Genomic DNA, 24,504 nt, shown 5'->3' on the forward strand with positions numbered 1-24,504 from the left:
TAACCAACCCTAGTAGAGGTGGAACCATGCTCTCTAATTTCCCCCAGCCCGCGAAGATGCGGGCATTTTTGTTTTTGAGGATCCCGATTATGTCTCATTCGTTAAATATGGTTATTGAAACCCCTGAAGTTCTCACCGGCCACACCGGACTTATCTGTTCGAGCGACATTGAACGCCTGGTAACAGGCCGTGAGGTTGCATTGAAACAGATTGAGGCGTTGATGGCTCAACTACAAGAAATTGGTAATCTGATATTTAGTATTGGTGGCGGTAAATTGGAAGATTGGGCAGTGCAATCTGGCCATCGTTACGGGTGTCATCTCACTCTGGAGCAGGGTAAGGGCCTGGCTGCTATCACTCATCAGATCGACCGCAAACTCTGGCAAGACCTAATGAATCACTCTGGGATGCTGTCACTGATGGATGCGCAAGCCCGTGACCAGTGGTACAAGAGCTTAGAGAGTAAAGACCTGCCCGCCATCAGTGCAGAAAGCATCTACAGCACGTTTGAGCAGTTGCACCATGAAAAGGGTGAGATGTTCGAACGTGGCGTGATTAACGTTTTCAAGTCGCTTTCCTGGGATTATAAGACCAACAATCCATGTTGCTTCGGTAAGAAAATTATCGTCAGCAATCTGGTCAGCTACAACCAATGGGGATTCACGCTGAACCACAGTTACCGGCGTGACCAACTGGCGGATCTGGAACGGATATTACACTTGCTAGATGGCAAATCGCTGCCTGACAATCGAGGGGATATCACCACTCGGTTATATGAACATATCTGCGCCAATAGGCTGGTGGCTAAGGATTACCAAGATGACTACCTGAGTATCCGGTACTTCATGAAAGGGTCTGCGCATATCGTATTCAGTAAACCGGAATTGATTGTCCGTATGAATGATATTGTCGCGAAATATTATCCAGGAATGCTAGCCGCAAGGTAGGTTGTGTGTTTGCTAAGGTGAAAGCATAACCAAAGGAGATTGGTAAGACGATCAAAGCTCGTATTCTGGCTAGGCTAAAACGATTAAAGTGTCATGCTTTTACTTGTGAAGGCTCCAAAGGTCCTGTTGGTAACAATCAGATTGACTGAGCACTGCACAAACTGTTGAACGATTAAGTCGGCGACGGTGCCTACGCTTGCTGAGGGCTAGTCAGGCCTGAAAGTCCGCTCAGTGCCCAGGCCGTGTGAAAACTCGGTTTTGCAGTATCTGGGTACTATCCCCAGTCGGGAGGGTAAGAATATTCTCAATATTGGCTGTATTCGTAATGATTTGTGTTCGGAGGCAGTTCGGAGCTTTTAAAGCCTGGTGCTGAGTACTATTGAGTGGTTATTAGGGGCTAAAGCGGTTATACCCGCTAGTTGTATTGCTCTCGCAGCTTTAATGGTCAATCCTTCATTACTCAAGATCGACATCATTCTTTTCAGGTTATAAGCCAGCACATGCAGACTGATTTCTGTGCTGACGTTTTTAAATCGTTGCATCAGGAATTGAGTTGCCCCATCCACATTTTAATTGTTCCGAACGGATGCTCTACCGTTTGCTTTCGCACTACAGCTGTTTGTGGCGATGCATCAAGCTTGGTCTGCATATCTTCCATTTCAGCTTCATGAACCCAGCGTCTTATAAGTCTCGGATTGAGCAAAAGTACAGCTTTGTGCGAATCGAGTGCGTAAAGCGAGCTGTAAGCTTTGACCATCTGAGACTAACGCTAACGAGGACATGTATAAACCCCCGCCAGTCTTCAATATCGGATCGTTTCTGGCCGGTAGCGGCCTTTAGTGAAGGACGGCTATAGGTTGTGCAACTCCATACGATGTTGGAACTGGTGCCCCCTCCGGACCTAGATGTAGACCCGGAGGGGGCAGTCAGAAGGGGGGAGATAATCCCTACAAAATTAGCATCGCAAGAGATTTATTCAACAGGATCATCCTGATCGGAAAGTCGATCCACCAAGTGGTTGAGATTCGGAGTCTCTATTCCAGGAGGCAGCTGTGATTGGATAAAAGAAGAGCGATAGGGAATGCGGGAGTTCGAAAGGTCTTTTAATGTGATGAAGCTTAGATCTGGATAGAAGTTTGGCTCAGGGTGAGCAATTGCGTGGACAATTCGACCTGTAGGCATCCCATTTAAAGTAATTTCAGGAGCTGGCGTGACTGATTTCTTCTCTCGGCTCAGCCTGCTTGTCTCTTCCTGCCACAGTGCAGTCAAATAATTTTCATGTATGTGACTGCCGAAATATACTGAGTTATAAGACTCGTGAATTTGCAGCTTGTTGATTTGACGTACGTCTTCTTCGTTGTGGATGTCGATGACGATGCTTGCTGAGCCTCCAGTAATTTCATACGCCTCGGGATCGTACAGGAAGGCTAGCAGTGATGGGCTTAGCGGAAAAAATATCATCAACCCCAAGTTGATATTACCCAGCTTGCTGCACTTATAGTCACTCAGGGCGATGTTGGTAAATGATACTGGAGAGTCGCTAAAAATGAATGGGCGACCTGTAGTGTTTTTCAGAATGATTAATCTTAAGTCACTGACTTCATCTACCTTGTCTGGCACACCCATAAGATTTAAATACTGCATTTTTTTAGGATCGCTAAAGGAGGAAAGCACTTGTTCCAATACTTGCCTTACAGCGTCGGTAGCTTCTTGCGAGTGTCCAGAGTCATAGTTTGCCAAGTCATCAATCTGGGGCTGGAGAAAATCTTTATAAAAGCTCTGCACAGGCGTTTCGTTGCTTCTGTATGTCAGCGTGCGCTCTCGCTGAAAAAGAATATTTTCAATGAGCGTGTTGATGTGCTCACTCGATAACTCATCGACAGATTCGGTTTTAAGGACTTCAAGAATGGAGTGATGGTTCTTAGCGTACTTGGTATCAAAGGAAGTAATCTCAGCTTCTGTTTCAGTGCTTCCATAAAAATTATTTTTTGAAGATTGAGTATCGATAGCCGTAGGGTATATTAACTTTCCGTTCTTTCTAAGCAGCATATATATGCTGTTTTCATCCTCGGAAAATAAGCGAAAATAATATTGAGGTACATAATGCTGATTTTGTGGTTTCTGATCGTCTACCATGACCATTTCCTTGATGCCTCTGTTGTAAGTCCATGATATAAGTGGTTACCCATTAATCTACAGTTTATCTAGAGATATGAAAAACATATCAAATGAGGGTGTTTGAATCAAGCTGTAACATACTTAGGCGAAGCTAACTCAGTTCTCCCATAGGCGTAAGCTCCGAGAGGTCGCTGCTGAGCTACTAGCAACCAGAGATTGAATGACCGCATCTTGCCAAATCCTCCCGGCTAGGGATAGTACCCAGATACTGCAAAAACGAGTTTTTACACAGCCTGTGCCAGGAGCGCACATTGCCACTCATCTTGAACTATTTAATAGATAGTAGTACACAACTTATGAAAAGAGGAGTACAGGCTAAAAGAAGGCACCTGAAATTTTACAAGTTCATACTTTTAAGCACATATATTTGTGTATGAAAGCTTACCTGATATTGAAGTATAGCGCCTTCACAGAGGCGCTAATGTTGGGATATATCACGGGTTCACCGCAACCAAATCACGTGGTTCACCACATAATTTAAATCCAGAACTTATGAACCACTGGGATTTAACTAATGCAGCGAACATTGCACTTTGCCATGAATTTACATTGATTGTACTCCATGTAATGTAATGTTCCTCAAGAGCTATCCTCAAACTATTCTCCCCCCCTTGTTCCCATTCTCTTTTTAAGGATTCAGCAATACCAGTTAACTGTCTTCCTGATTGAGATGTGTACAATTCAGCTAGTTTGAATTTATTAAAATGCCATATGATCCTTTCGGAAAATGGGGTGGGAATTCTGTTTCCTGGCTCTGCTTTAAATAACAAAACAGGTGGTTTTCTCCCTTGTTTTTTAATGGTTGCAATCAACCAAACATCTTCAATTAAATCATCAAAATAAGGGTTTAGGATTTGCTCTTCATTATTCTTTGGATAATGCTCCCTCTTTATATGATTACATTCCATGCAGCACGGTATTAAATTAAGTGGATTAACTACCAGTTTGGGATAGAGGCTTTTAGGTAAATAATGGTCTAGAGTGCTAACATTACGCTGAGCACAATAGGGGCAAATATCATACTTTGCATTTAACTTAATTTTATCGTAATACTTTTTCCTTACTATCTTACTTTGTGAAAAACTACTTTCATAAAGATCTTCCATTTCCTCCTTTGTCACATCAGGTGGTATACCATTCCCTTGCATCATTTGAAAAAAAAGACTAGTATTACCCTTGGTTTTAAAAACTTTATTTTCCTTTGTAATTTCAGTTCTAATGCTTCTAAGTTTTATTTTCAAGTTTTCTGATTGTTTTGCTTCAACACATGAATCAAAAACAGTGCCGGGTCTAAAAGATGGTTTAATGACCTCATTCATTTTAATCTTCCTTATCCCTATTGCTTAAAAGCCCTCTTAAAATCATTCTCGCTTCGGAACCTAAAGCTCCATCAAATTTATTTAACACACTTTTATAGGAAGATCCCACTTCAAGAGCATCCTCTAAAACTTTATGAAAACCAGATCTTGTCACTTCAAGACCAAATATCTCACTTGTGAGAATACCAACATTTTCTCCAAAGGTTTCAATGCGGGGCCTTTGTGCTGATGATGAACTTCCTGAGCGCGAAATTTTCCAAACACAATCTTTTGGTACCTCTTGAAGCAACACAGGGGAATGCGTAGCAACAAGACCAACACCATTCCGTTTTGTGAGGAGATCTGATAATGCCCGTGTGAATGCTGAAAGGAGTGGTGGATGGAGATGACTTTCTGGTTCATCTAAAATAACTAATGTCATTTCATCAACTAATTCCACTAGTTTAGTAATTGTAAGCAGCACAATAGCATGCCCAGAACTCAATTTATTAAATTTCGTTCTTGCGTACATCTCCCAGTTATCATCATTATACCCTAGAAGTTGACAGAAATCAGCTTCTTCAAAAAGAGGGTCTGACTCTAACGCTTTGATTGCTTCACTCCATCGCGTGCGCCTTGGTCCGAGGCGACAAATACTAAAACTTTCGACTAAGTCGTTCTTAAGCATTGATGGCGATTTAATCAAAACTTCAGTGCTGGAATTATCTTTAAAATATCTTAATCCTATTTGATAAGCTTTCATCCCTTTAACTTTTATTTTTGGAAGATCAAAGTCATCAAATGCACTAAAGGAAACAGATATTATCCCTGAGAAATTCCATTTACTCTCATTCCTCCTAATTATACGCCCATAATCCTCAATATTATCATTATCTTCAATGATGGAACGAACAAGATTTTGTATGCATCGTGTTTTTCCTACTCCATTTCTGCCAATTAATACATGAACATTACTTGATGGTAATGAAATGGGTTCGACAACAAACTCAAGTACAGGATCATCATCATTACTGCGTGGAAATTCAAACTTAAAATTAAAACGAGTTAACTCTGCATATCCATGCGATAATCTATAAAATTTGTTTTTAATATTTTCTATACTGAAATCACGTAACAGAGACTCCCCCATGACTTCTTCTCGGATGTTTTCATCGAGAATAGTAAGGTTGAATGCGCAATCCTTGATCGCTGTAAGTATCTCATTTTTTAATTCCTCATCAAGTTAATTTAATGCTTCGTAATAAGTCTCACTTTGCCCCAGCGAGAAAAAATCATTATCAAGAGACGAAAAAACATTATCTAGCTCGACTCTTCTAGATCCTTTTTCTTGAGAGGATGAAATCGCTGGCTTAAGCCCCTTTTTACCAATTTTCAGTGTTCCTATGTCTTTCATTTTTCCATTATCATCTACTACTCTCATATAGTATTTTGTTTCATATTTACCCCAGTCATCCCAATTATCATTAGTTAAATAAACACATGGCTTAATATCAACTGTTATAAGCCCCTTACTCTCAACTAGTTTAAATATAAGATTATTCATAGTTACCTTGTATATGATTTCACAAAATACATTTTGTGAAGTTAATGTTATTTATAATAAAATCACGCAATCTTAATTTATATAAAAACATATGATTGTCAATCACAATTGAGTTCCCTATAAAATCAACCTTTGCGATGCTCCCCGTTTCACTCACTTGAGGGATCGTCTCCTGCATAGCAAGAGTATGTCAGCGGTCTACTGGATACCGAACTCTGGGAGATCACGCGCGACGAATGGAACTGGCTAATATAAGTTATGGAATGCCCGCTCTACTCATAGCGGACCTGACAGCCAACTGGTCTGACAGTTTCGTGCCAGGACCGGAAGTGGCTAACAACAACCAGTGTTGTTCAAAGGGGAACGGGTCATTCAATTGACCTGATCATTTAGTACTGTAGGATTGCTAATTATCTTTCTGATGCACCACTAACAAGGAAAAGGCATGTTCGGATTCTTTAGAAAGAAAAGACCTGAAACTGAGCCCGGGCAAGGTTCCTCAATAACGGCAAAACAGTTTATTGCGCTGACGTTGAGTGATGGAAAGCTGTCTATGCCCGTCTATCTTCCGGGGATCCATAACGAAGATGATTGCGAGGATATTGGGCTAGGTCCTCTCATTTATATCTGGAATGTGGATCGCGCTGCTGGCACATTCAGCCTCTCTGTTAACGGTAAAGAGATTGCCCACCTCCTTGAGCCATTTGTGCCCCGAGATAACCCTGCGTATGTTGAAATCCGTGATGAGGTGATGAAGGTTATCGCTGAAGTATCTACTCAATCCGTGCTGGCAACCATAGAGAAAACTGGCCTCATGCCCGATGTTTTGTTTGCTTACCACGCTGAGGATGCACATCAGGAGTGTCCTGCTCCCCGTTGATTTAGTACACCGTGATGTTAGTAATGTCTTCACGGGGGAAGGGGCGATTGCGAGCCGTTATAACTAACTGTGAGGTAAGCGATCGAGCTAGCCTTCAATACCTACCGCTCCCCACAAGCAAAATCATTTGGGGGCACAATAGGGGGCACCAACCAAAATCCAACACGATAAAACTAAGTAAATTCAATAGCGTTAGCTATCAAATGCGACTCCTGTGATTGCAGATGCGCGTGAAAAGCGCGATGCGGCCAAAAAGATCCTGGCGGCAGGCGGTGACCCTAGTGAAACCAAAAAGGCCGAGAAGCTTGCTCAGAAGCTGAATGCGGAAAACACCTTTGAAGCCATCGCCCGCGAGTGGCATCAGACTAAGGCCGACCGCTGGTCACTGCGCTACCGTGATGAAATCATTGATACCTTCGAAAAAGACATCTTCCCCTATATTGGCAAGCGGCCTATTGCCGATCTCAAGCCGATGGAGTTGCTGGAAGCGCTGCGCAAAATGGAGAAGCGCGGGGCGCTGGAGAAAATGCGTAAGGTTCGCCAACGCTGCGGAGAAGTGTTTCGCTTTGCCATTATCACTGGCAGAGCTAATTACAATCCTGCTCCCGATCTCGCCAGCGCACTGGCAACGCCGAAGAAGGAGCATTTCCCCTTCCTAACGGCTCAGGAACTGCCATTTTTCCTCAAAGACTTATCTGGTTACACCGGCAGTGTAATCACTAAAACTGCAACTAAGATCATCATGCTGACGGGCGTAAGAACCCAGGAGCTGAGATTCGCGCGTTGGCAGGATATAGACCTAGATAAGGGCGTATGGAGCATTCCGCCTGAAGTGATGAAAATGAAGCGACCGCATGTCGTTCCATTATCGACGCAGGTTATCGAGCTGTTCAGCTCTCTCAAGCCGATCACTGGAGGTTATCCCTTGGTGTTTATTGGCCGGAACGATCAGCGTAAGCCAATCAGCAAGGAAAGCATCAATCAGGTTATCGAACTGCTAGGTTACAAAGGGCGGCTGACTGGCCACGGCTTCCGCCACACCATGAGCACTATCCTGCATGAGCAAGGCTATAACTCGGCTTGGATTGAGACGCAGCTAGCTCATGTGGATAAGAACAGCATTCGTGGCACTTACAACCATGCGAAGTATCTGGATGGCAGGCGCGAGATGCTGCAGTGGTATGCGGACTATATGGATAGCTTGGAGCGGGATGGGAATGTGGTGCATGGGGAGTTTGGGCGTAGTGCTTAGTTGAGGTGGATTTTCTGAGGGGAGCGGCAGCGCCAGCAGTGATGCTGGTGCTGCTGGTCTTAGCAGGTGATTATTTTTTGTCTTGTTTCGTGAAATGGAAGTCCTGAATTCAGTGTTGTCGGTATACCATAGCCTTTCAAAGGAGGTGTCTAGCTGGTATAGCTATTTACCCGTTGCTATCTCGCCCACATAATGGGCGAACGTAAGATGCGTATTGCTGATGTAGCCAGAGAAACGAGATTAAGCCGTGCCGCGCATCCTTGTTCTAAAAGATACGGCGTAGAAAGTGTATCTGGAGCCTATTGAGAAATTCTGCCTACTGTTTGGATGCTAGGCTTGAACTCAGCAAGGGTCTGCCGCTTACACAAGACAAACCATATTTCAGCAAGACATTCGAGAATCAATCGAACGATTTTTAACAGGAACAACAGCATGACAAGTATTCAACAACGCGCCGCACTACAGCGCCAGATTTGGGCCATTGCCAACGAGGTACGCGGCGCTGTTGATGGTTGGGACTTTAAGCAGTATGTCTTGGGAGCCCTGTTTTATCGCTTTATCAGCGAGAACTTTATCAGCTACATAGAAGCGGGTGATGACAGCATCAACTACGCAGAACTGCCGGATAGCGTTATTACCCGAGAGATCAGAGAAGACGCCATCAAGACCAAAGGCTACTTTATTCGCCCCAGTGATCTCTTCGTAAACGTAGTCAAAGATGCCAATGATAATGAGAGTCTGAATACCGATCTTGCCCATATCTTTGCCGACATTGAAGCTTCGGCCAGCGGCTTTCCTTCAGAGCGCGATATCAAAGGGTTGTTTGCTGACTTTGATACCACTAGCAACCGCTTGGGTAACACGGTAAAAGACAAAAACGCTCGCTTGGCTGCGGTACTTAAAGGCGTAGCCGGGCTGGATTTTGGTGACTTTACTGCAAGCCAGATCGATCTGTTTGGTGATGCCTACGAGTTCCTTATTTCCAACTATGCCGCCAATGCTGGTAAATCGGGTGGCGAGTTCTTCACCCCGCAGCATGTTTCCAAGTTAATCGCGCAGCTCGCTATGCACGGGCAAACCAGCGTCAACAAGATTTATGATCCGGCCTGTGGATCTGGTTCACTGTTGTTGCAAGCTAAAAAGCACTTTGATGCGCACATCATTGAAGAGGGTTTTTTTGGGCAAGAGATCAACCACACCACCTACAACCTGGCGCGGATGAACATGTTCTTGCACAACATCAACTACGACAAGTTCAATATCCAGTTGGGTAATACCTTAACAGAGCCACATTTTGGAGACGATAAGCCCTTTGATGCCATTGTCTCTAACCCACCCTATTCGGTGAAATGGATAGGTTCAGATGACCCGACGCTGATCAACGATGAACGCTTCGCCCCTGCCGGAGTACTGGCCCCCAAATCCAAGGCCGATTTTGCTTTTGTGCTGCATGCCCTGAGTTACCTTTCCAGCAAAGGCCGCGCTGCCATCGTCTGTTTCCCCGGCATCTTTTATCGCGGTGGAGCCGAGCAAAAGATTCGCCAATATTTGGTGGACAACAACTATGTGGAGACTGTGATCTCCCTCGCGCCCAACCTGTTCTACGGCACCACTATTGCGGTGAATATTCTGGTGCTGGCGAAGAATAAAACAGAGACCACAACCCAGTTTATTGATGCCAGTGGTCTGTTTAAAAAAGAAACCAATAACAACGTATTGACTGACAATGAGGACGAGAACAACCTAGGGCATATTCAGCAAATAATGAGGGTGTTTGCTAGCAAAGAGAATGTCGAGCACTTTGCGAGGTCGGTGCCTTACGAAGAAATAGTAAATGAAAAAGACTACAATCTATCGGTAAGTAGCTATATTGAGGCGAAAGATACTCGTGAGGCGGTGGATATCGTCCAACTTAATGCTGAACTGAACACCACCGTTGCTAGGATTGATCAACTGCGCAAAGAGATTGATGCGATTGTGGCAGAAATCGAAGGCGAGGGGGACGGAGCATGAGCCACATTAACTTTTTGGAGAAGCTAATGGATGGCTGCACTGTGAAGTGGCTGGAGCTCGAACAAGTTGCAAAAATAAAGCATGGAAAAGACTGGAAGGGCCTAAATGCAGGTGAGGTTCCAGTTTATGGGTCAGGCGGCGTTATGGGATACGTCGATGAATATTCATACGATAAACCAACCGTTTTGATACCGAGAAAAGGGTCAATTACAAATATCTTTTATGTCGAGACTCCATTTTGGAATGTTGACACTATCTACTATACGGATATTGATACCTCAAAGATTGTTCCGAAATATCTGTATTATTTTATTAAAACTACAAACTTGATGGCGTTGGATACCGGATCGGGACGGCCTAGCCTTACGCAGGCAATCTTGAATCAAATTCAGGTTCCCATCCCTTGCCCAGAGAACCCCAAAAAATCGCTGGAAATTCAGGTAGAAATCGTCCGCATTCTGGATACCTTTACCGAGCTTACCACCGAGCTTACCACCGAGCTTAATGCCCGCAAAAAACAATACAACTACTATCGCGATAAGTTGCTCAGTTTTGAAGAGGGGAAAGTGGAGTGGAAGACTTTGGGGGAACTGGCAAAAAATCTTGACTCAAAGCGAAAACCTATCACCAGTGGCCTGAGAGAGACCGGTGATATTCCTTACTATGGTGCTTCGGGGATTGTTGATTACGTCAAAGACTATATTTTTGATGGTGATTTTTTGCTTGTTTCTGAAGATGGCGCAAATTTATTGGCTCGTAATACCCCGATAGCATTTAGTATCAGCGGTAAGACATGGGTCAACAATCATGCTCACGTTCTTAAATTCGAGACTTATGCTGAACGCAGGTATGTTGAGTATTATCTAAACAGTATTGACTTAGCGCCATACATCTCAGGATCAGCCCAACCTAAACTAAACAAAAAAAATTTAGAGAGTATCATTATTCCAAACCCTTCGCCTGAAGAGAAAGAGCGTATTGTTATAATACTCGATAAATTTGAAACACTAACCAGCTCAATCAACGAAGGTTTACCCCGCGAAATAGAACTGCGCCAAAAGCAATACGAGTATTATCGCGATTTGTTATTGGGCCTCCCAAAACCGGACTCGGAGGTAGCGGCCTGATATGAGCAAGACGCTAACGGAAATAGCCCAGCAGCTAAAAGACGCCAATAAAAAAGTGCAGCTGATTTATGCCTTTAATGGTACGGGTAAAACTCGCCTATCTCGTGAATTTAAAGCTCTTATTGCGCCGAAAAATTCGGGCGATGAGCAGGTTGATGAAGCCGAGCTCTCACGAAATAAAATCCTTTATTACAACGCATTTACCGAAGATCTCTTCTATTGGGATAACGATTTACAGGATGATGCCGAACCCAAGTTGAAAATTCAGACGAATTCTTTCACCGACTGGGTGTTGATTGAACAGGGGCAAGACCAAAATATCATCACCAATTTTCAGCGTTACGCTAATGATAAGCTCACACCACGGTTTAACGAAGAATATAAAACCAAAGACAAAGATGAAAAAGAAGTTACAGTAAAAGCATTTTCAGAAGTGACATTTTCTCTTGAGCGAGGGGATGATGACCACTTTGGTAATCTGAAAATATCTAAAGGTGAGCAAAGTAACTTTATTTGGAGTGTCTTTTACACCCTGTTAGATCAAGTGATAACAATTTTAAATGTGGCCGAACCTGATGAGCGTGAATCGAATCAGTTTGACCAGTTGGAATATGTTTTTATTGACGACCCGGTAAGCTCATTGGATGAAAACCACTTAATTGAGCTGGCTCTTGATCTGGCACAACTAATAAAATCCAGCGAATCGGGGCTTAAATTCATTGTTTCCACGCACAATCCTTTATTTTATAACGTGCTTTACAATGAGGTTAAAGCCAAGGGCGGTTACATCCTAAAACGCTTTGAAGATGGTACCTTTGAAATTGAGGATAAGAAAGGCGATTCCAATAAAAGTTTTTCTTATCATTTGTATATTAAGCGCCTCATTGAACAAGCCATCGAAAAGAATGAAGTTCAACGCTACCATTTTACTTTGCTTCGTAACTTGTACGAAAAATCTGCTAATTTTCTAGGCTACCCTCAATGGTCTGATTTACTGCCTGAAAATAAACAGTCTTATTCAAGGTTGGTGATGAATTTTTATAGCCATCGCACATTGTCCAATGAAGAAGTGGCCGAGCCTACAGAGCCCGAGAAGCAAACGGTAAAGTTGTTGCTTGAACATTTGAAAAATGAGCATGGCTTTTGGAAGCAGGAGGAACAACATGGTTGATTACACTAAGCCCATCGCCGAATCCAACAACTTCATCGTATTGGACAAGTACAAGAAAGAATGGATGGCGGCAGAAAGCTACCAAAGCGAGAACGATCTGGAGCGGGAGCTGATCCAGGACTTAGTTAACCAAGGCTATGAGTTCCTGCTCAGTCTGAATACTCCCGAAGCCATACTAGCCAATGTGCGAGTGCAATTGCAAACGCTCAATAATGTGCAATTTGCTGATGGTGAATGGACGCGTTTTGTAGAAACCTACCTCGATAAGCCCAGCGATACCATTGTGGATAAGACCCGCAAAATTCACGATGACTACATCTACGACTTCGTTTTCGATGATGGCCGCATCAAGAACATCTATCTGCTGGATAAGAAGAATATCGCCCGTAACAAGGTACAGGTGATCAAGCAGTTTGAACAAACCGGCAGCTATGCCAATCGCTACGATGTGACCATTCTGGTCAATGGCTTGCCTTTGGTGCAGATTGAACTGAAAAAACGTGGCGTTGCTATTCGAGAAGCCTTTAACCAGGTACACCGTTACAGCAAGGAGAGTTTTAACAGCGGGCATTCTCTCTATAAGTATTTGCAACTGTTTGTCATATCTAACGGTACTGATAGTCGCTATTTTGCCAACACCACGGCACGCAATAAAAACAGCTTCGACTTCACCATGAACTGGGCGAAGGCAGATAACAACCTGATCAAGGATTTGAAGGACTTTACAGCTACCTTCTTTCAGAAGCATACTTTGCTAAATGTGTTGCTGCATTATTCAGTGTTTGACGTGAGTAACACTCTGTTGGTGATGCGCCCTTACCAGATTGCCGCCACTGAACGCATCTTGTGGAAAATTAAAAGCGCCTTTGAGGCGAAAAACTGGAGCAAGCTGGAAAGCGGCGGCTTTATCTGGCACACCACAGGTTCTGGCAAGACCCTCACCAGTTTTAAGGTGGCGCGTTTGGCCACCGAGCTGGAGTTTATCGACAAGGTATTCTTCGTTGTGGACCGCAAGGATCTGGATTACCAGACCATGAAGGAATACCAGCGCTTTTCGCCGGATAGCGTAAATGGCTCTGACAGTACCGCAAGTCTCAAGCGTAATTTGGATAAAGATGATAACAAGATTATTGTCACCACTATCCAGAAGCTCAACAATTTGATGAAAAGCGAAAGTGAACTGTCCATTTATACCAAACAGGTCGTATTCATTTTTGATGAGTGCCACCGCAGTCAGTTTGGTGAGGCGCAGAAGAACCTGAAGAAGAAATTTAAACGCTTCTATCAATTTGGTTTTACCGGCACTCCCATCTTCCCACAAAACGCGCTTGGCGCAGACACCACTGCCAGCGTGTTTGGCCGGGAGTTGCACTCGTATGTCATCACCGATGCTATTCGTGATGAAAAGGTGCTCAAGTTCAAGGTGGACTACAACGATGTCCGCCCACAGTTCAAAGCCATCGAAACCGAACAGGATGAGACAAAGCTCAGTGCTGCTGAAAACAGGCAGGTCTTGTTGCACCCTGACCGTATTCGCGAAATTACCCTGTACATCCTAAACCATTTCCGGCAAAAGACGCATCGCCTACAAGCGAACGCCAAGGGCTTTAATGCTATGTTTGCGGTAAGTAGCGTGGATGCGGCCAAGCTCTATTACGAGTCGTTCAAGGAGTTGCAGAAGAAGAGCGAAAAACCACTGAAAGTGGCCACCATCTTCTCGTTTGTAGCCAATGAAGAGCAAGATGCCGTGGGTGATATTCAGGATGAAAGCTTTGATGTTTCGGCCATGAATAGCAGCGCCAAAGAGTTTTTAAGCGCGGCCATCGCCGACTACAACGCGCTGTTCAAAACCAATTTCAGCATAAATAGCAATGGGTTCCAGAATTATTACCGCGACCTGGCCAAACAGGTTAAAGCCAAGGAGATCGATCTGCTGATTGTGGTGGGCATGTTCCTGACTGGCTTCGATGCTCCGACGCTGAACACTCTGTTTGTGGATAAAAACTTGCGCTATCACGGTCTGATGCAAGCCTATTCGCGCACCAACCGAATTTACGACGCTACCAAGACCTTTGGTAATATCGTTACCTTCCGTGACCTGGAACAAGCGACCGTGGATGCCATCACCCTATTTGGTGACAAAAATACCAAGAACGTGGTGCTGGAAAAGAGCTACAAGGAATACATGGAAGGTTTTACCGATGTGGTGACTGGTCAGGCGCGACGCGGTTTTGTGGATGTGGTCAGCGAGCTGGAGCAGCGTTTTCCTGATCCCGCCACCATTGAAAAAGAAGCTGACAAAAAAGCCTTTGCCAAACTCTTTGGTGAATACTTGCGCGTTGAGCATGTGCTACAAAACTACGATGAGTTTGCTAGCCTGAAAGCCCTGCAAAGCGTTGATATGAACGACCCTGAAGCGATTGAAGTGTTTAAAGCCGAACACTATCTGGATGATGAAAAGCTAGCCGAGTTGCAGGCCATACGCCTGCCAGTCGAGCGCAAGATCCAGGATTACCGCTCGACCTACAACGACATCCGCGATTGGCAGCGTCGTCAAAAATCGGCAGAGGACAAAGACAAATCCACCATCGACTGGGATGATGTGGTGTTCGAAGTGGATCTGCTGAAATCTCAGGAGATCAACCTCGATTACATTCTGGAGCTGATCTTTGAGCACAACAAAAAAACTAGAAGCAAAGCCGATCTGGTTGATGAAGTGCGTCGGTTGATCCGTGCCAGCCTCGGTAACCGAGCCAAGGAGAGTTTGCTGGTTGATTTTATCAATCAAACCGACCTGGATCAGATTGGCGATAAAGCCAGCGTGATCGAAGCCTTCTTCGCCTTTGCCCAGATCGAGCAACAGCGTGAAGCTGACGAGCTGATTAATTCTGAGAATTTGAATGCTGAGGCGGCTAGGCGCTATATTACCACCTCGCTTAAGCGTGAATTCGCAAGCGAAAACGGCACCGAGCTTAATTCCATCCTGCCCAAGATGAGCCCACTAAACCCACAGTATCTTACTAAAAAGCAAAGTGTATTCCAGAAGATCGCGGTGTTTGTCGAGAAGTTCAAAGGTGTGGGAGGGAAAGTTTGATAAATGAGCAAAGTAGCCCTTATTGCGGCATTATGCACTTGTAGCACAACGTTATAAAAATCAGCTACTTGCTATGCTCTGTGTGTATCATTAGCTGATTTTTTGTATTTTTAATTTTATTAAAGTACTTTATTTTACCTTGAAGCAGGACTAATCATATTAACATTTAGTTATTAATATGACTAGCCTATAAACTTTTCATTCAGGTGAAGATGCACTTTCATATGTATTAATTTTTATTGCTGCATAAAGTACTTTGATACTATTTGACATTGAATATAAGAGCAAGAAAGAGCAAATAACAAGAATAGAGCCTATATCTATATTATCAAAATTAAAGAAATAAATTTTATCTTCAAAGACTTTCTGAATGTAAATTCCTTTAATGATAGAAACTGAGGTAGTAGTAGCTAAACCGAACGTTATGACAGAAAAAATTGCATTAGAAAAAACGCCATAATGAATAGGAAAATTGTTTATATATACCGTTTTATTTTTCTCAAATTTATCAATAGATAAGTAATGTACTATAAAGCAAATTGAAATAAAAATCCAAAGAGACAAATTTAAATTTTTCCATTCAAGAAAATCTCTAACATTCTGATGTACATAGTCTTTATAATTTACATAAAAAATAGAAAGTAAAACCAATAAAAAAGGACAATCAACAATTTATTATTGAATTTGCACATTATTTTTTACTCTTATTGAAATTTTCTACTTTATTTTTTTCTTCTTCATCGGATTTTACACCAACAATAGCACCAATAGTTGCTCCGATAGCAATGCCAGCAATACCAAATAGTACACCTACTACTCCCCCCATAGCAGTGGTATAAGCTAGACTGCTACCACTTTCAGCTTGAACAGAGTTTACTGAATATATTTTATCTTTTACTTTCAGTTTGCTTGAACCAATGTTTTTTGCTAAATCCTCCCTATCCTTTGCTATGTTTTTAAGATAGACTTTATCTCCAGTCCCTTCATCTTTTACAAATAATTTCATGTTATTACCTTTTTATATTTAATATTGTCTTCTTACTAATTTTTCTTTATTACCTTCACAACCTTTATGTGAATTAGTGATGTAATAATTATTACGCACCACATTCTTTAGTATAATAACCAACCAGAATATAATCAATTACCAAGTTTAACATTAAACTTATTTAAATTCATAGGGATATGAGTTTGTCAAAGAATATCTATGCGCTTGCTCTCATTTTGTCATTCGTTATATTTATACTTCTACTTTAAGCTATTTGTATTTGATATGATTTATCAATTGTTTTCACAGATCGATCGGCATCAATTGATAGCATCTGACTATCATAATTTATTTATTGATCGTTAATAACGATTAATTTATTGGGTTTTAGTACTGAATCGGGTTATCATGATTAGATGAAAACTTGCAAGGAATACTGAAAAGTGTTTTAAAATCAAGTGCAACTACATTGTAGTTACTGTGATGAATTAGTGTCCCCCAAGGCTAAGAAGGGCTTTGTTAAATAAATAGGATTTAGATAATAGCTCCTCCTGTCAGTCATTTTCTCAGACAATCCGTACACTTTCTGGCATTCCTCCACGCGTCATTTTTGTTCAATGCACGGATCATGGCCATCGCCTCACCGACCTGTGCATCATAGTCACGCAGTGTAAGGTGCCCGCCGAACAGTTGTTTTACACGATACATCGCCGTTTCCGCCACCGACCGCCGGTTGTAAGCCGTGTTCCATTTCCAGTAGGCGTTACTCCCCGTAAGCCGCTGCCTCGCTACCGCCTGATTTCGCTCTGCGTACTCCGTTGGCCAGTAACCTCCATGGTATAAGGAGTACATAAGGTAATGGAGGAAAGTTTCTCACGCTCAGGAGCATCATACCTTTGGTGGTTCGAGAGAAATAAGCCACTGCGTCATATCCGTTAAAGACTCATCACTACTGTGTTTCAGGCCGAACAGCAAATCCTCTTGGCGGGGTTGGCCGAAGACAATACGGTAGAGCGCCAGCTCTCGCTTAAGCCGTTTAAACTTAATGTTCTCTTTGCTGTACGGCAGCATGGGAACCCGGCGTTCTATGCGAGCGGTTCCCTCTTCAAAAATCCAGTAGGGAATCAGGTCAGACTGTCCCTCTTTGCGTTGGCTTGCCGCAAGCGCGAAGAGCTGTGCCCATGGATCTGCACTTTCCGCCAGAGAATGAAGCGCACTCAAGCCATAATGCTCGGCAATATTCTTCCTCACAGCATGGCCCTTGTAACGATGTATCCATAAGGCAGAGCATTTGGATGAGCGCAGGCTGATGCTGCAGTGGTGGGCGGATTTTCTGGATACGAACCGGGTGAGGGCGGTTAGCCCGTTTGATTATGCACGATTACAGAAATCGAAGATGTAATAACTGCAATATTGATTGAGATGAGTAAGAGAGATAAATTTATGAGCGAGCCATATTTCTGTGGTTTATTTGTATTTATTAGTTGATTCTGTAATAGATACTGTTTCATGTGTTCGATACCATGATCGATTTCACTACGTTTTCAATAGGGTTGAGTAATATCAGCCTTGAAGTGGCCGTATCATCAACAAAATTCAAATAGAGACTTGCATTTGCCATGTTTATCCATTTAACCATTTATTCGTCAACCTCGCTATCAGTGTTTTAAACGTATCATTCCGCCTTTTGGAAATGGCAAAGTCAAGTTCCGTAAGCCTGACTTATGTCCTGCTTTTTGTACACGCCTTTTAGAATGAGATCATTCAATAATTTTCCTTATCTGCAGATAATCTCTATTTTGTGAGTAATATCAAGACAACTTGGAGGTAAATCGATATGCTATCTATAGGTGGTCATTATTGTCATGAGGACACCTTTTACATTCATCATGAGAATGGATGATTATTAATTTATTTAGTGGGGTTATTATGGGATTGAAACTGCAAACTGAGACTCCGTCGGAACATGATATATTTGAAGGGCAGAGTCATGAAAAAGTAGCGTCTATGATGGCGGGCGTAATGCGACAGCCTGGGATTAATATTGTTGGGTTGGAGGGGGAGCTTGGTTCTGGTAAATCCACAATTATTCATTTTTTGCAGAAAAAACTTCACAGTGAATTTACTTTTATTAACTTTGACGCTGAACGCTATCATCATGGCTCTACGAAAAAAGCATTAATTGATGTTATTCATAAGGGTATAAGTAAAAGTGATGGAGTTAATATACGTGCTCTTGATAAATTTAAAAATAAAGCTCTAGGTAATATTGTTGAATATGAAAAAAAAGTAAAAAGTAGATTGAGTTGGTGGACTGTTGCTTTTGTTTTTCTTTCTTTATTGTCAGTTCAAATGATCCGATATCTGATTGCTGATGTGAATTACTATTTAACTGAAACTAAGCCTCTCAGTGGATTTGTCTTAATTGCTGAAAGTATTGGGTTTGCATCACCTATTATATTACTATTTTCACTTTGGGTTAGAGGAATATGTTGTAAAAATAGGAAGCATGATGATGCAATTACTACTGTTGGAGATCTATTCAAACAGAATAGCGTGGATAGGATATCTGAAACATGGCTTATTAGTCGAGAGGTTGGAACTATAGAACTGACTGAGGCTCTTTCCGGATTTACTTCGTCAGAAACTTTAGCTATTGGCACTAGATTTATCCTGATTATAGATAATCTTGACCGCATAAGTGCAGAAAAGGTCAAAGAATTGTGGAGTGATATGGAGCTCATCGCTGGTGCAACGCATGAGCAATTCAGGATAATTATTCCATACTCAGCTAGGCAGGTGGCAACTTCACTTTCAGTCGAGGGACATAGTGGCAGAGAGTTCATTGCTAAACGTATTCCTGTATGCTTTAGTGTCCCCCCTTTGATAACTGCAGGCTGGCAGGATGCATTTCAGAAATTGTGGCAGGAGTCCGTGCATGCCTCTGACTTGCAGTCCTGTTTGGAAGCAATACAGTTGTTGGAACGTTGGAGGCCTACTGAGTATCCACGTATTACGCCAAGGCTGATGAAGAAATTCGTTAATGATATTCACATCTTAGATTTGACAGTCCCAGCCCAAGATGATTTTAGACATATTTTGATAGCTCTTTATATTCTCGTCGTTCGCTATGGTGAGAAGGATATAAGCAATCTCTTACGAGTGCCTGTAGATGATAGTGAAGATTTTCATCCACCAACCCCTGATGATGTACTCACTGACCGTTTACAGGCGACGGTGAAACAACTCAATCGGATTTTTAATAATGACACAATTAGGTGGAGTGAATTCTTAATGAGTGTTCATTATCAAGCTGAGAAAGATTTGGCTAGAAGTGAGCTTTTTGATACACCACTAACTGAAGCTGTTAAGGAGCATAATGGGGGTAAGTTGGAATTGCTTATTAACTTATGGGGATTCAATCATGCATGGGCACGGGTGGCTAGTCGTATTAATATGTCAGACGGATTAATAACATTGGGAAGTTTGCCGGTTGATATGTTAGATGTTGTTATCAAGGAAGTTAACTCAACTATGCAGAGTTTGAATGCCACTTATGCTCTAAAACATAGGGCATCACTGAACGAGAAATTTAGTAAAACGCTTCTAAATCTATTGAGTCTGGAGAAAATAGAGAAAAAAGCGTTCATGATGCGTCAGCGAAATTTTATTGTTGCTGATTTAAATACTATCCACTCTGCTGATGATTACAATGCTTTGATTATACCAGAGTTATTATGCGAAGCTAACATATACTCTGCTATATTTGATGAGAATTTACTGGGTGAAATTGATTATGAATTGGATGGTAATATTTATGCTAATCATCTGCTAAATAAGGAGGTTGAATTAATAAATCTTAGAATAGATAAGTTGATTCTTTGTGATGATAGTATTGAAAGTATGTTGCGTGTTATTTTAGATGATGTTCTTGGTGATATATTTTTAGCAGGAGTTTTAAGGCATATTAATTTGTCCACTTCGGCAGTGCAACGCATAGTTGTTAATAAGAAAAATGACCTCCCTAAACAAGTAAGTGCATCTTATAATAAATTTTCACAACAGACAGTAATAGAAGGCGTTTTGGAGTTTAGAAAAATAATTTTCTTCCCGGGATGGAGTAATACTAATCATCTATCTTATTATGATAATCAAATACATATTAGAGAGAAACATCCTGCAGATTTCTCCGCACAAATTGTGGCTCATATGGTTGCAATTAACAACTACGATGGTATTGAAAATCATGAAGCGCAAAGAGAAAGTGAAGATTTTTTAGAATATCTTGAGAATTATTTTTGCTACTCGGTATCATTTGATTCGGTAATTAAATCACTATCTAATGATAGAGCTTTACCATTTGTTTGTGAAGCTATAAAAAATATAATTAATGGCTATAAAATATATTCAATATCAACGCCTAACTTTATCAGGCAACAATATTCTTTAATTAAAATGCGCCTCCCAGATGCTTTGCCTTTACAGATTGTAGAAAAGAGAGAAACTGCTGCATTGGCTAGTTTAGACGTGAATAGTATTGAAAAAATAAGTCCGTTGTTCCTTAATGATCTTTTCTCTTCGGAAGGGCTTACCAAAATTAAGCAAAAACTATACATCCTGAGTCAGGATGTATACAGCAGTGAACAACATCTTTATGAGGCATTTGGTAATATCGAGGCTAACAGAATTATAGTTCTTAAAGATATGGAAAAAAGTGGTGTTTACGTAAGCATGTCTGAGAATATTAACCTCTTTGCAGACTGGTACCGTCATATGGATGAAAAGGAGATCGAAAAAGCCGTAAATATTCATCTGCTATGGACTCTGTTGAAAGAGGAACAACGCATCGAAATTATTGAAGAACTGCATGATGTTCTTCTTGAAAGAGAAACTGGTCTGCAAAGGCGCATATTTATTATTCATGACTTTTATCAAGAGTTAACATACAAAGAACCTGAGGACTCCAATGATCGTCGTAGTATTGCTGCACTTTTCAACGCATCTCTTGAGGACCCTATACTGGCTGAGTGGCTTGATAAGCAAACTTTCAATTTTTCTAAATGGCCAAAGGGCGATGCAAGAACTGCTACTGTACATATCATTGAAAATAAAGGTGTGTTTCCAAATATATGTGCCTCATCTCTATACATTAAAAATAGAATTGATGAAAAAAAGACTTCTGATACTGTTGAGTGATTTATGTGACTAGCAGTTAATATAGACTGAGATCAAGAATGTGATGGTGTAAAGGGGAGCGAAAAATTTACTATTTTTATACTGGCGGGGTGACCCGCCTTTATTTATATCCTGCGTGTAAAAAGCCTTCAGCTAATTACCCCGTCAGCTTATTACATTATTTAAATCGAGCAACACGAGTTCACTGTTCGGTTACGTTACTTTGGCGTAATGTAGTAACTCATTGGGCCGGCTCTTGTGCCAAGCCGGCAAGCGGGTAGCACATCGCGAAACCAGATATACGGGTTGCGACCATTGATTTTTGTGGTTTTCAACAGACTCAGAATAAGCGCTCAGTAAAACATCTGCGATTGCCAGTAATAAAATTTGGTTCAATGCTCTTCCCTCAGTTAACCGGTGCGTAGAGACCAAGTGATGCGCGAGCAATACGTGAAGCTTGTTCTAAGGGGGTCCCAGGCCGTTCAGATTCCCAGTGGAAAAACTGATTTGTTGCTGCTTTTTTATTGCGGGAATAATTCCAGTATTTAACGAAACTTTCAGCAGCCCATGCTACATAACCCCTTGCGGAAAGTACTAGCCCAAGATTATTCCAAGTGGAACCACGTTTAGGACTTATACGTAAAGATGCTGTCAAATTGTTTTGTGCACTCACCAAATCGCCTACCATGTAATAGGCATAACCCAGATTACCTAACACCTCAGCATCGATGGGATATAAGGATTTAGATAATTCAAGGGTGTTGATAGCAATTGCATATTGCTGACTATTAATAAGTAAAATCCCTTGTTTGTTATATCTTCTTGCCTGGGCTCTGTCCTCGCTGGTAACTCCTTTGGGACGCGGTGTAATATTGGTGTGTTTAACAAGTTGAAGTGCAGATCCAGTATTAGGCAGTAATTGACTCATTAACCGCTTATCTTGTGGGGTGAGAAAATAGACCTCTTGTGGAGCTGTGGAGATCATTTGCAATTGAATCTCAGGAGGGACTTTTAGCAGTTTATAAAGTTCCAGCATATCAATTGAAACTGAGCGAGCTCGATCCGAATCAGATCCGCCTACATTGGCACGATGTACGCCAATGATACTGTTTACCTCAGAGAAACGTCGGGTTCCTGAAGCGAAAATAGCAAAACAGGCGCTTATGCACTGTTGGCCTGCCGCAACGTAGGTATCTATTCTATTTGCGAGCACATCACTGAATATTATCTTACTTTCATCAACTACTCCGCCAGGAGAATTAAGGAAGACTATTTGTATGGGGTGATTGATTTGCCGGTACTGTTCTACCAGGAAATGGAACTTTTGAGCATCACCAGGCTGAATTGCTCCATCAAGCGTCATGTAAATCGTACTGTCTCTCAAGACCCCAACATCAATGGTGGCAGCGTGCGTGTTCAGGGAGAACAACGACGCTGCTGTGAACAAGGTCCCTGCCAGGTAGAGATTGCCAATTATGCGAAGTAAGCGCACGCATGACCTGAACTCGCTATTGTACTTCCAATTGACCAACATAGCTGATACTCAATAATCCATAATGATAAAAAATTATCTGGCTAAAGCAAAGTTATTGTCAATAGTGATACCACTAAGGACTAAAGAACGGTGAAAGCCAATATGGAACAAAAGGGAATGACTCAGTCGAAAAGCGGTAGATTATCCTAATGCTCAGGTGACATGTTTGCTGGCACTACTCAAGTTGATACGCAAAAACGGTTCTTTGTGTTAGGGTCAGGCTATCATAAACCTCAACCTCAACCTCAACCTCAACCTCAACCTCAACCTCAACCTCAGACGTGGCAATTATCATGCCGGATTGCCGCAGCTTTAAGACATCGGCAGCGATGCACTAATACCTAGCCAGAAAAGACCATCCAGCGCATTCACCTGTAGTCCAGCCTCTAATGCCAACCTCGACGTTCACGTGGCTCTTTTATCTGCAGTGGTTCCTGCTGATGGAACACGGCGGATACGGTTTACAAGCAGATAGCGAAATGTTTCAGGAATATGGCTTAAATCGGCTTTAAGGCTATAAACCCGTCCCCGGCTTTTTCCGTTCATCATGACGGTTTTCTGGTTGAGCTGTAACTCAACGTTCAACCTGAAACAAAGCGTTATCTGGGAAGAACCAGCCAAAAAGTACTTTCCCTTGGCTGGCAGTGGTTTCATGGCAACAGCTTAAACTTCGGATTCGGTTTCAACATGAGATGAACGGCAATGCGGTAGGATATCTTCACTTTCGATATAGTCTTTCGTGACGTCTTTTCCGTTCACCAGGTACATGTTAAAACCCGCCATCACCGGCACAACGGTGATTTTTTTCTTTCGGGTAAGAAGTTTCTCCGATTTCTTTAAAGCTTCTGTATCAGTATCCAGCTTTTCAGCCAGTAGGTTATCTGATATGGCGACGGCTTTATCAATTAACGCGCCAGAATGTTTATCTAAAAAATGCAACATTTTGGCCGCCAGTGGATCTTTGGCTCCATTTCGCTGCGCGCATGAATGATTTTACAGCTCAGCGAAATGCACCCATCACAGATACAAACCTTAGGCCCGGCAATCAAATGCGCCACTTCTGCATTTGACTTACCACAAAACGAGCAATAGGCAACGTCTTTCATACATTCGCCTCATCGGGGAGAGTGACAAGCAAATCATATCCCATTGAACTCCGCAAGATGCTGCGGTCCTTCGTTCAGATCGAAGGCTGATATTTATGCTGTCGCTGATTGCGCCAACCCGGCATTCGACGAGCCCGCCTGACAAAAAATACCTCAACGGATCCGTAACAGTGTTAC

Annotated in this window: 18 protein-coding genes and 3 pseudogenes; 9 read left to right on the forward strand and 12 right to left on the reverse strand. The window is 42.2% G+C overall.

What is annotated here, in order from left to right; translation table 11 throughout:
- Positions 1-89: 89 nt before the first annotated feature.
- Positions 90-947, forward strand: coding sequence for a DUF4942 domain-containing protein (locus KGP21_RS00530; RefSeq protein ID WP_223536855.1), 858 nt, complete (start codon positions 90-92; stop codon positions 945-947).
- Positions 948-1,372: 425 nt separating this feature from the next.
- On the opposite strand, the pseudogene KGP21_RS00535 reads toward KGP21_RS00530, so the two are convergent.
- The 5 genes and pseudogenes from KGP21_RS00535 to KGP21_RS00555 all read right to left on the reverse strand — a co-directional run.
- A pseudogene (locus KGP21_RS00535) lies at positions 1,373-1,641 on the reverse strand (transposase); the annotation flags it as partial.
- Positions 1,642-1,919: 278 nt separating this feature from the next.
- Positions 1,920-3,083: a DUF4238 domain-containing protein gene (locus KGP21_RS00540; RefSeq protein WP_223536857.1), complete on the reverse strand. Its 1,164-nt coding sequence runs from the start codon at positions 3,081-3,083 to the stop codon at positions 1,920-1,922.
- A gap of 476 nt (positions 3,084-3,559) precedes the next feature.
- Entirely contained in the window at positions 3,560-4,444 is an 885-nt protein-coding gene (locus KGP21_RS00545) for an HNH endonuclease (protein WP_223536860.1), read from the reverse strand.
- 1 nt (position 4,445) lies between these two features.
- A complete protein-coding gene (locus KGP21_RS00550; RefSeq protein ID WP_223536862.1) occupies positions 4,446-5,573 on the reverse strand; it encodes an AAA family ATPase in 1,128 nt (375 codons plus the stop codon).
- A 93-nt stretch (positions 5,574-5,666) separates the two neighbouring features.
- A complete protein-coding gene (locus KGP21_RS00555) occupies positions 5,667-5,987 on the reverse strand; it encodes a hypothetical protein (RefSeq protein ID WP_223536864.1) in 321 nt (106 codons plus the stop codon).
- Between the two features lie 445 nt (positions 5,988-6,432).
- Here KGP21_RS00555 and KGP21_RS00560 point away from each other — a divergent pair, with 445 nt between their 5' ends.
- From KGP21_RS00560 to KGP21_RS00590, 6 genes are all read left to right on the forward strand, one after another.
- Entirely contained in the window at positions 6,433-6,867 is a 435-nt protein-coding gene (locus tag KGP21_RS00560) for a hypothetical protein (protein ID WP_223536866.1), read from the forward strand.
- A gap of 214 nt (positions 6,868-7,081) precedes the next feature.
- The gene (locus KGP21_RS00565; RefSeq protein WP_223536867.1) at positions 7,082-8,119 is read left to right on the forward strand and encodes a tyrosine-type recombinase/integrase; all 1,038 of its coding nucleotides are present in this window, start codon (positions 7,082-7,084) and stop codon (positions 8,117-8,119) included.
- 432 nt (positions 8,120-8,551) lie between these two features.
- Positions 8,552-10,132, forward strand: a complete 1,581-nt coding sequence (locus KGP21_RS00575) for a type I restriction-modification system subunit M (RefSeq protein ID WP_223536868.1) — start codon at positions 8,552-8,554, stop codon at positions 10,130-10,132.
- Positions 10,129-11,259, forward strand: a complete 1,131-nt coding sequence (locus KGP21_RS00580; RefSeq protein ID WP_223536869.1) for a restriction endonuclease subunit S — start codon at positions 10,129-10,131, stop codon at positions 11,257-11,259. The genes KGP21_RS00575 and KGP21_RS00580 overlap by 4 nt, the downstream gene beginning before the upstream one ends.
- A 1-nt stretch (position 11,260) precedes the next feature.
- Complete coding sequence (locus KGP21_RS00585) at positions 11,261-12,430, forward strand: anticodon nuclease (RefSeq protein WP_223536871.1); 1,170 nt, start codon at positions 11,261-11,263, stop codon at positions 12,428-12,430.
- Positions 12,423-15,524 carry a type I restriction endonuclease subunit R gene (locus tag KGP21_RS00590; RefSeq protein WP_223536872.1) on the forward strand — a complete coding sequence of 1,034 codons (3,102 nt, stop codon included), beginning with the start codon at positions 12,423-12,425 and terminating at the stop codon, positions 15,522-15,524. Before KGP21_RS00585 ends, KGP21_RS00590 begins: the two co-directional genes overlap by 8 nt.
- Before the next feature lie 691 nt (positions 15,525-16,215).
- Here the strand turns inward: KGP21_RS00590 and KGP21_RS00595 are convergent.
- The 3 genes and pseudogenes from KGP21_RS00595 to KGP21_RS00605 all read right to left on the reverse strand — a co-directional run bounded on the left by KGP21_RS00595 (position 16,216) and on the right by KGP21_RS00605 (position 17,763).
- The gene (locus KGP21_RS00595; protein ID WP_039996087.1) at positions 16,216-16,530 is read right to left on the reverse strand and encodes a hypothetical protein; all 315 of its coding nucleotides are present in this window, start codon (positions 16,528-16,530) and stop codon (positions 16,216-16,218) included.
- Positions 16,531-17,078: 548 nt separating this feature from the next.
- Positions 17,079-17,343, reverse strand: a pseudogene (locus KGP21_RS00600) (IS5/IS1182 family transposase); the annotation flags it as partial.
- Between the two features lie 57 nt (positions 17,344-17,400).
- A complete protein-coding gene (locus KGP21_RS00605; protein WP_223536873.1) occupies positions 17,401-17,763 on the reverse strand; it encodes a hypothetical protein in 363 nt (120 codons plus the stop codon).
- Positions 17,764-17,785: 22 nt separating this feature from the next.
- Here KGP21_RS00605 and KGP21_RS00610 point away from each other — a divergent pair.
- Positions 17,786-17,914, forward strand: a pseudogene (locus KGP21_RS00610) (integrase); the annotation flags it as partial.
- Between the two features lie 497 nt (positions 17,915-18,411).
- Entirely contained in the window at positions 18,412-21,708 is a 3,297-nt protein-coding gene (locus tag KGP21_RS00615) for a P-loop NTPase fold protein (RefSeq protein WP_223536875.1), read from the forward strand.
- Positions 21,709-22,093: 385 nt separating this feature from the next.
- On the opposite strand, the gene KGP21_RS00620 is transcribed toward KGP21_RS00615, so the two are convergent.
- From KGP21_RS00620 to KGP21_RS29660, 4 genes are all read right to left on the reverse strand, one after another.
- Positions 22,094-23,050 (reverse strand): hypothetical protein, encoded by a 957-nt coding sequence (locus KGP21_RS00620; protein ID WP_223536877.1) that lies wholly within the window; start codon positions 23,048-23,050, stop codon positions 22,094-22,096.
- Positions 23,051-23,626: 576 nt separating this feature from the next.
- Positions 23,627-23,875, reverse strand: a complete 249-nt coding sequence (locus KGP21_RS00625; RefSeq protein ID WP_223536879.1) for a hypothetical protein — start codon at positions 23,873-23,875, stop codon at positions 23,627-23,629.
- Positions 23,876-23,884: 9 nt separating this feature from the next.
- A complete protein-coding gene (locus tag KGP21_RS00630) occupies positions 23,885-24,163 on the reverse strand; it encodes a hypothetical protein (protein ID WP_223536881.1) in 279 nt (92 codons plus the stop codon).
- The gene (locus tag KGP21_RS29660; protein WP_371824834.1) at positions 24,148-24,327 is read right to left on the reverse strand and encodes a ClpX C4-type zinc finger protein; all 180 of its coding nucleotides are present in this window, start codon (positions 24,325-24,327) and stop codon (positions 24,148-24,150) included. The genes KGP21_RS00630 and KGP21_RS29660 overlap by 16 nt, the downstream gene beginning before the upstream one ends.
- Positions 24,328-24,504 lie beyond the last annotated feature (177 nt).

Source organism: Serratia sp. JSRIV004, from assembly GCF_019968705.1.
GTDB lineage: Bacteria > Pseudomonadota > Gammaproteobacteria > Enterobacterales > Enterobacteriaceae > Chania > Chania fonticola_B.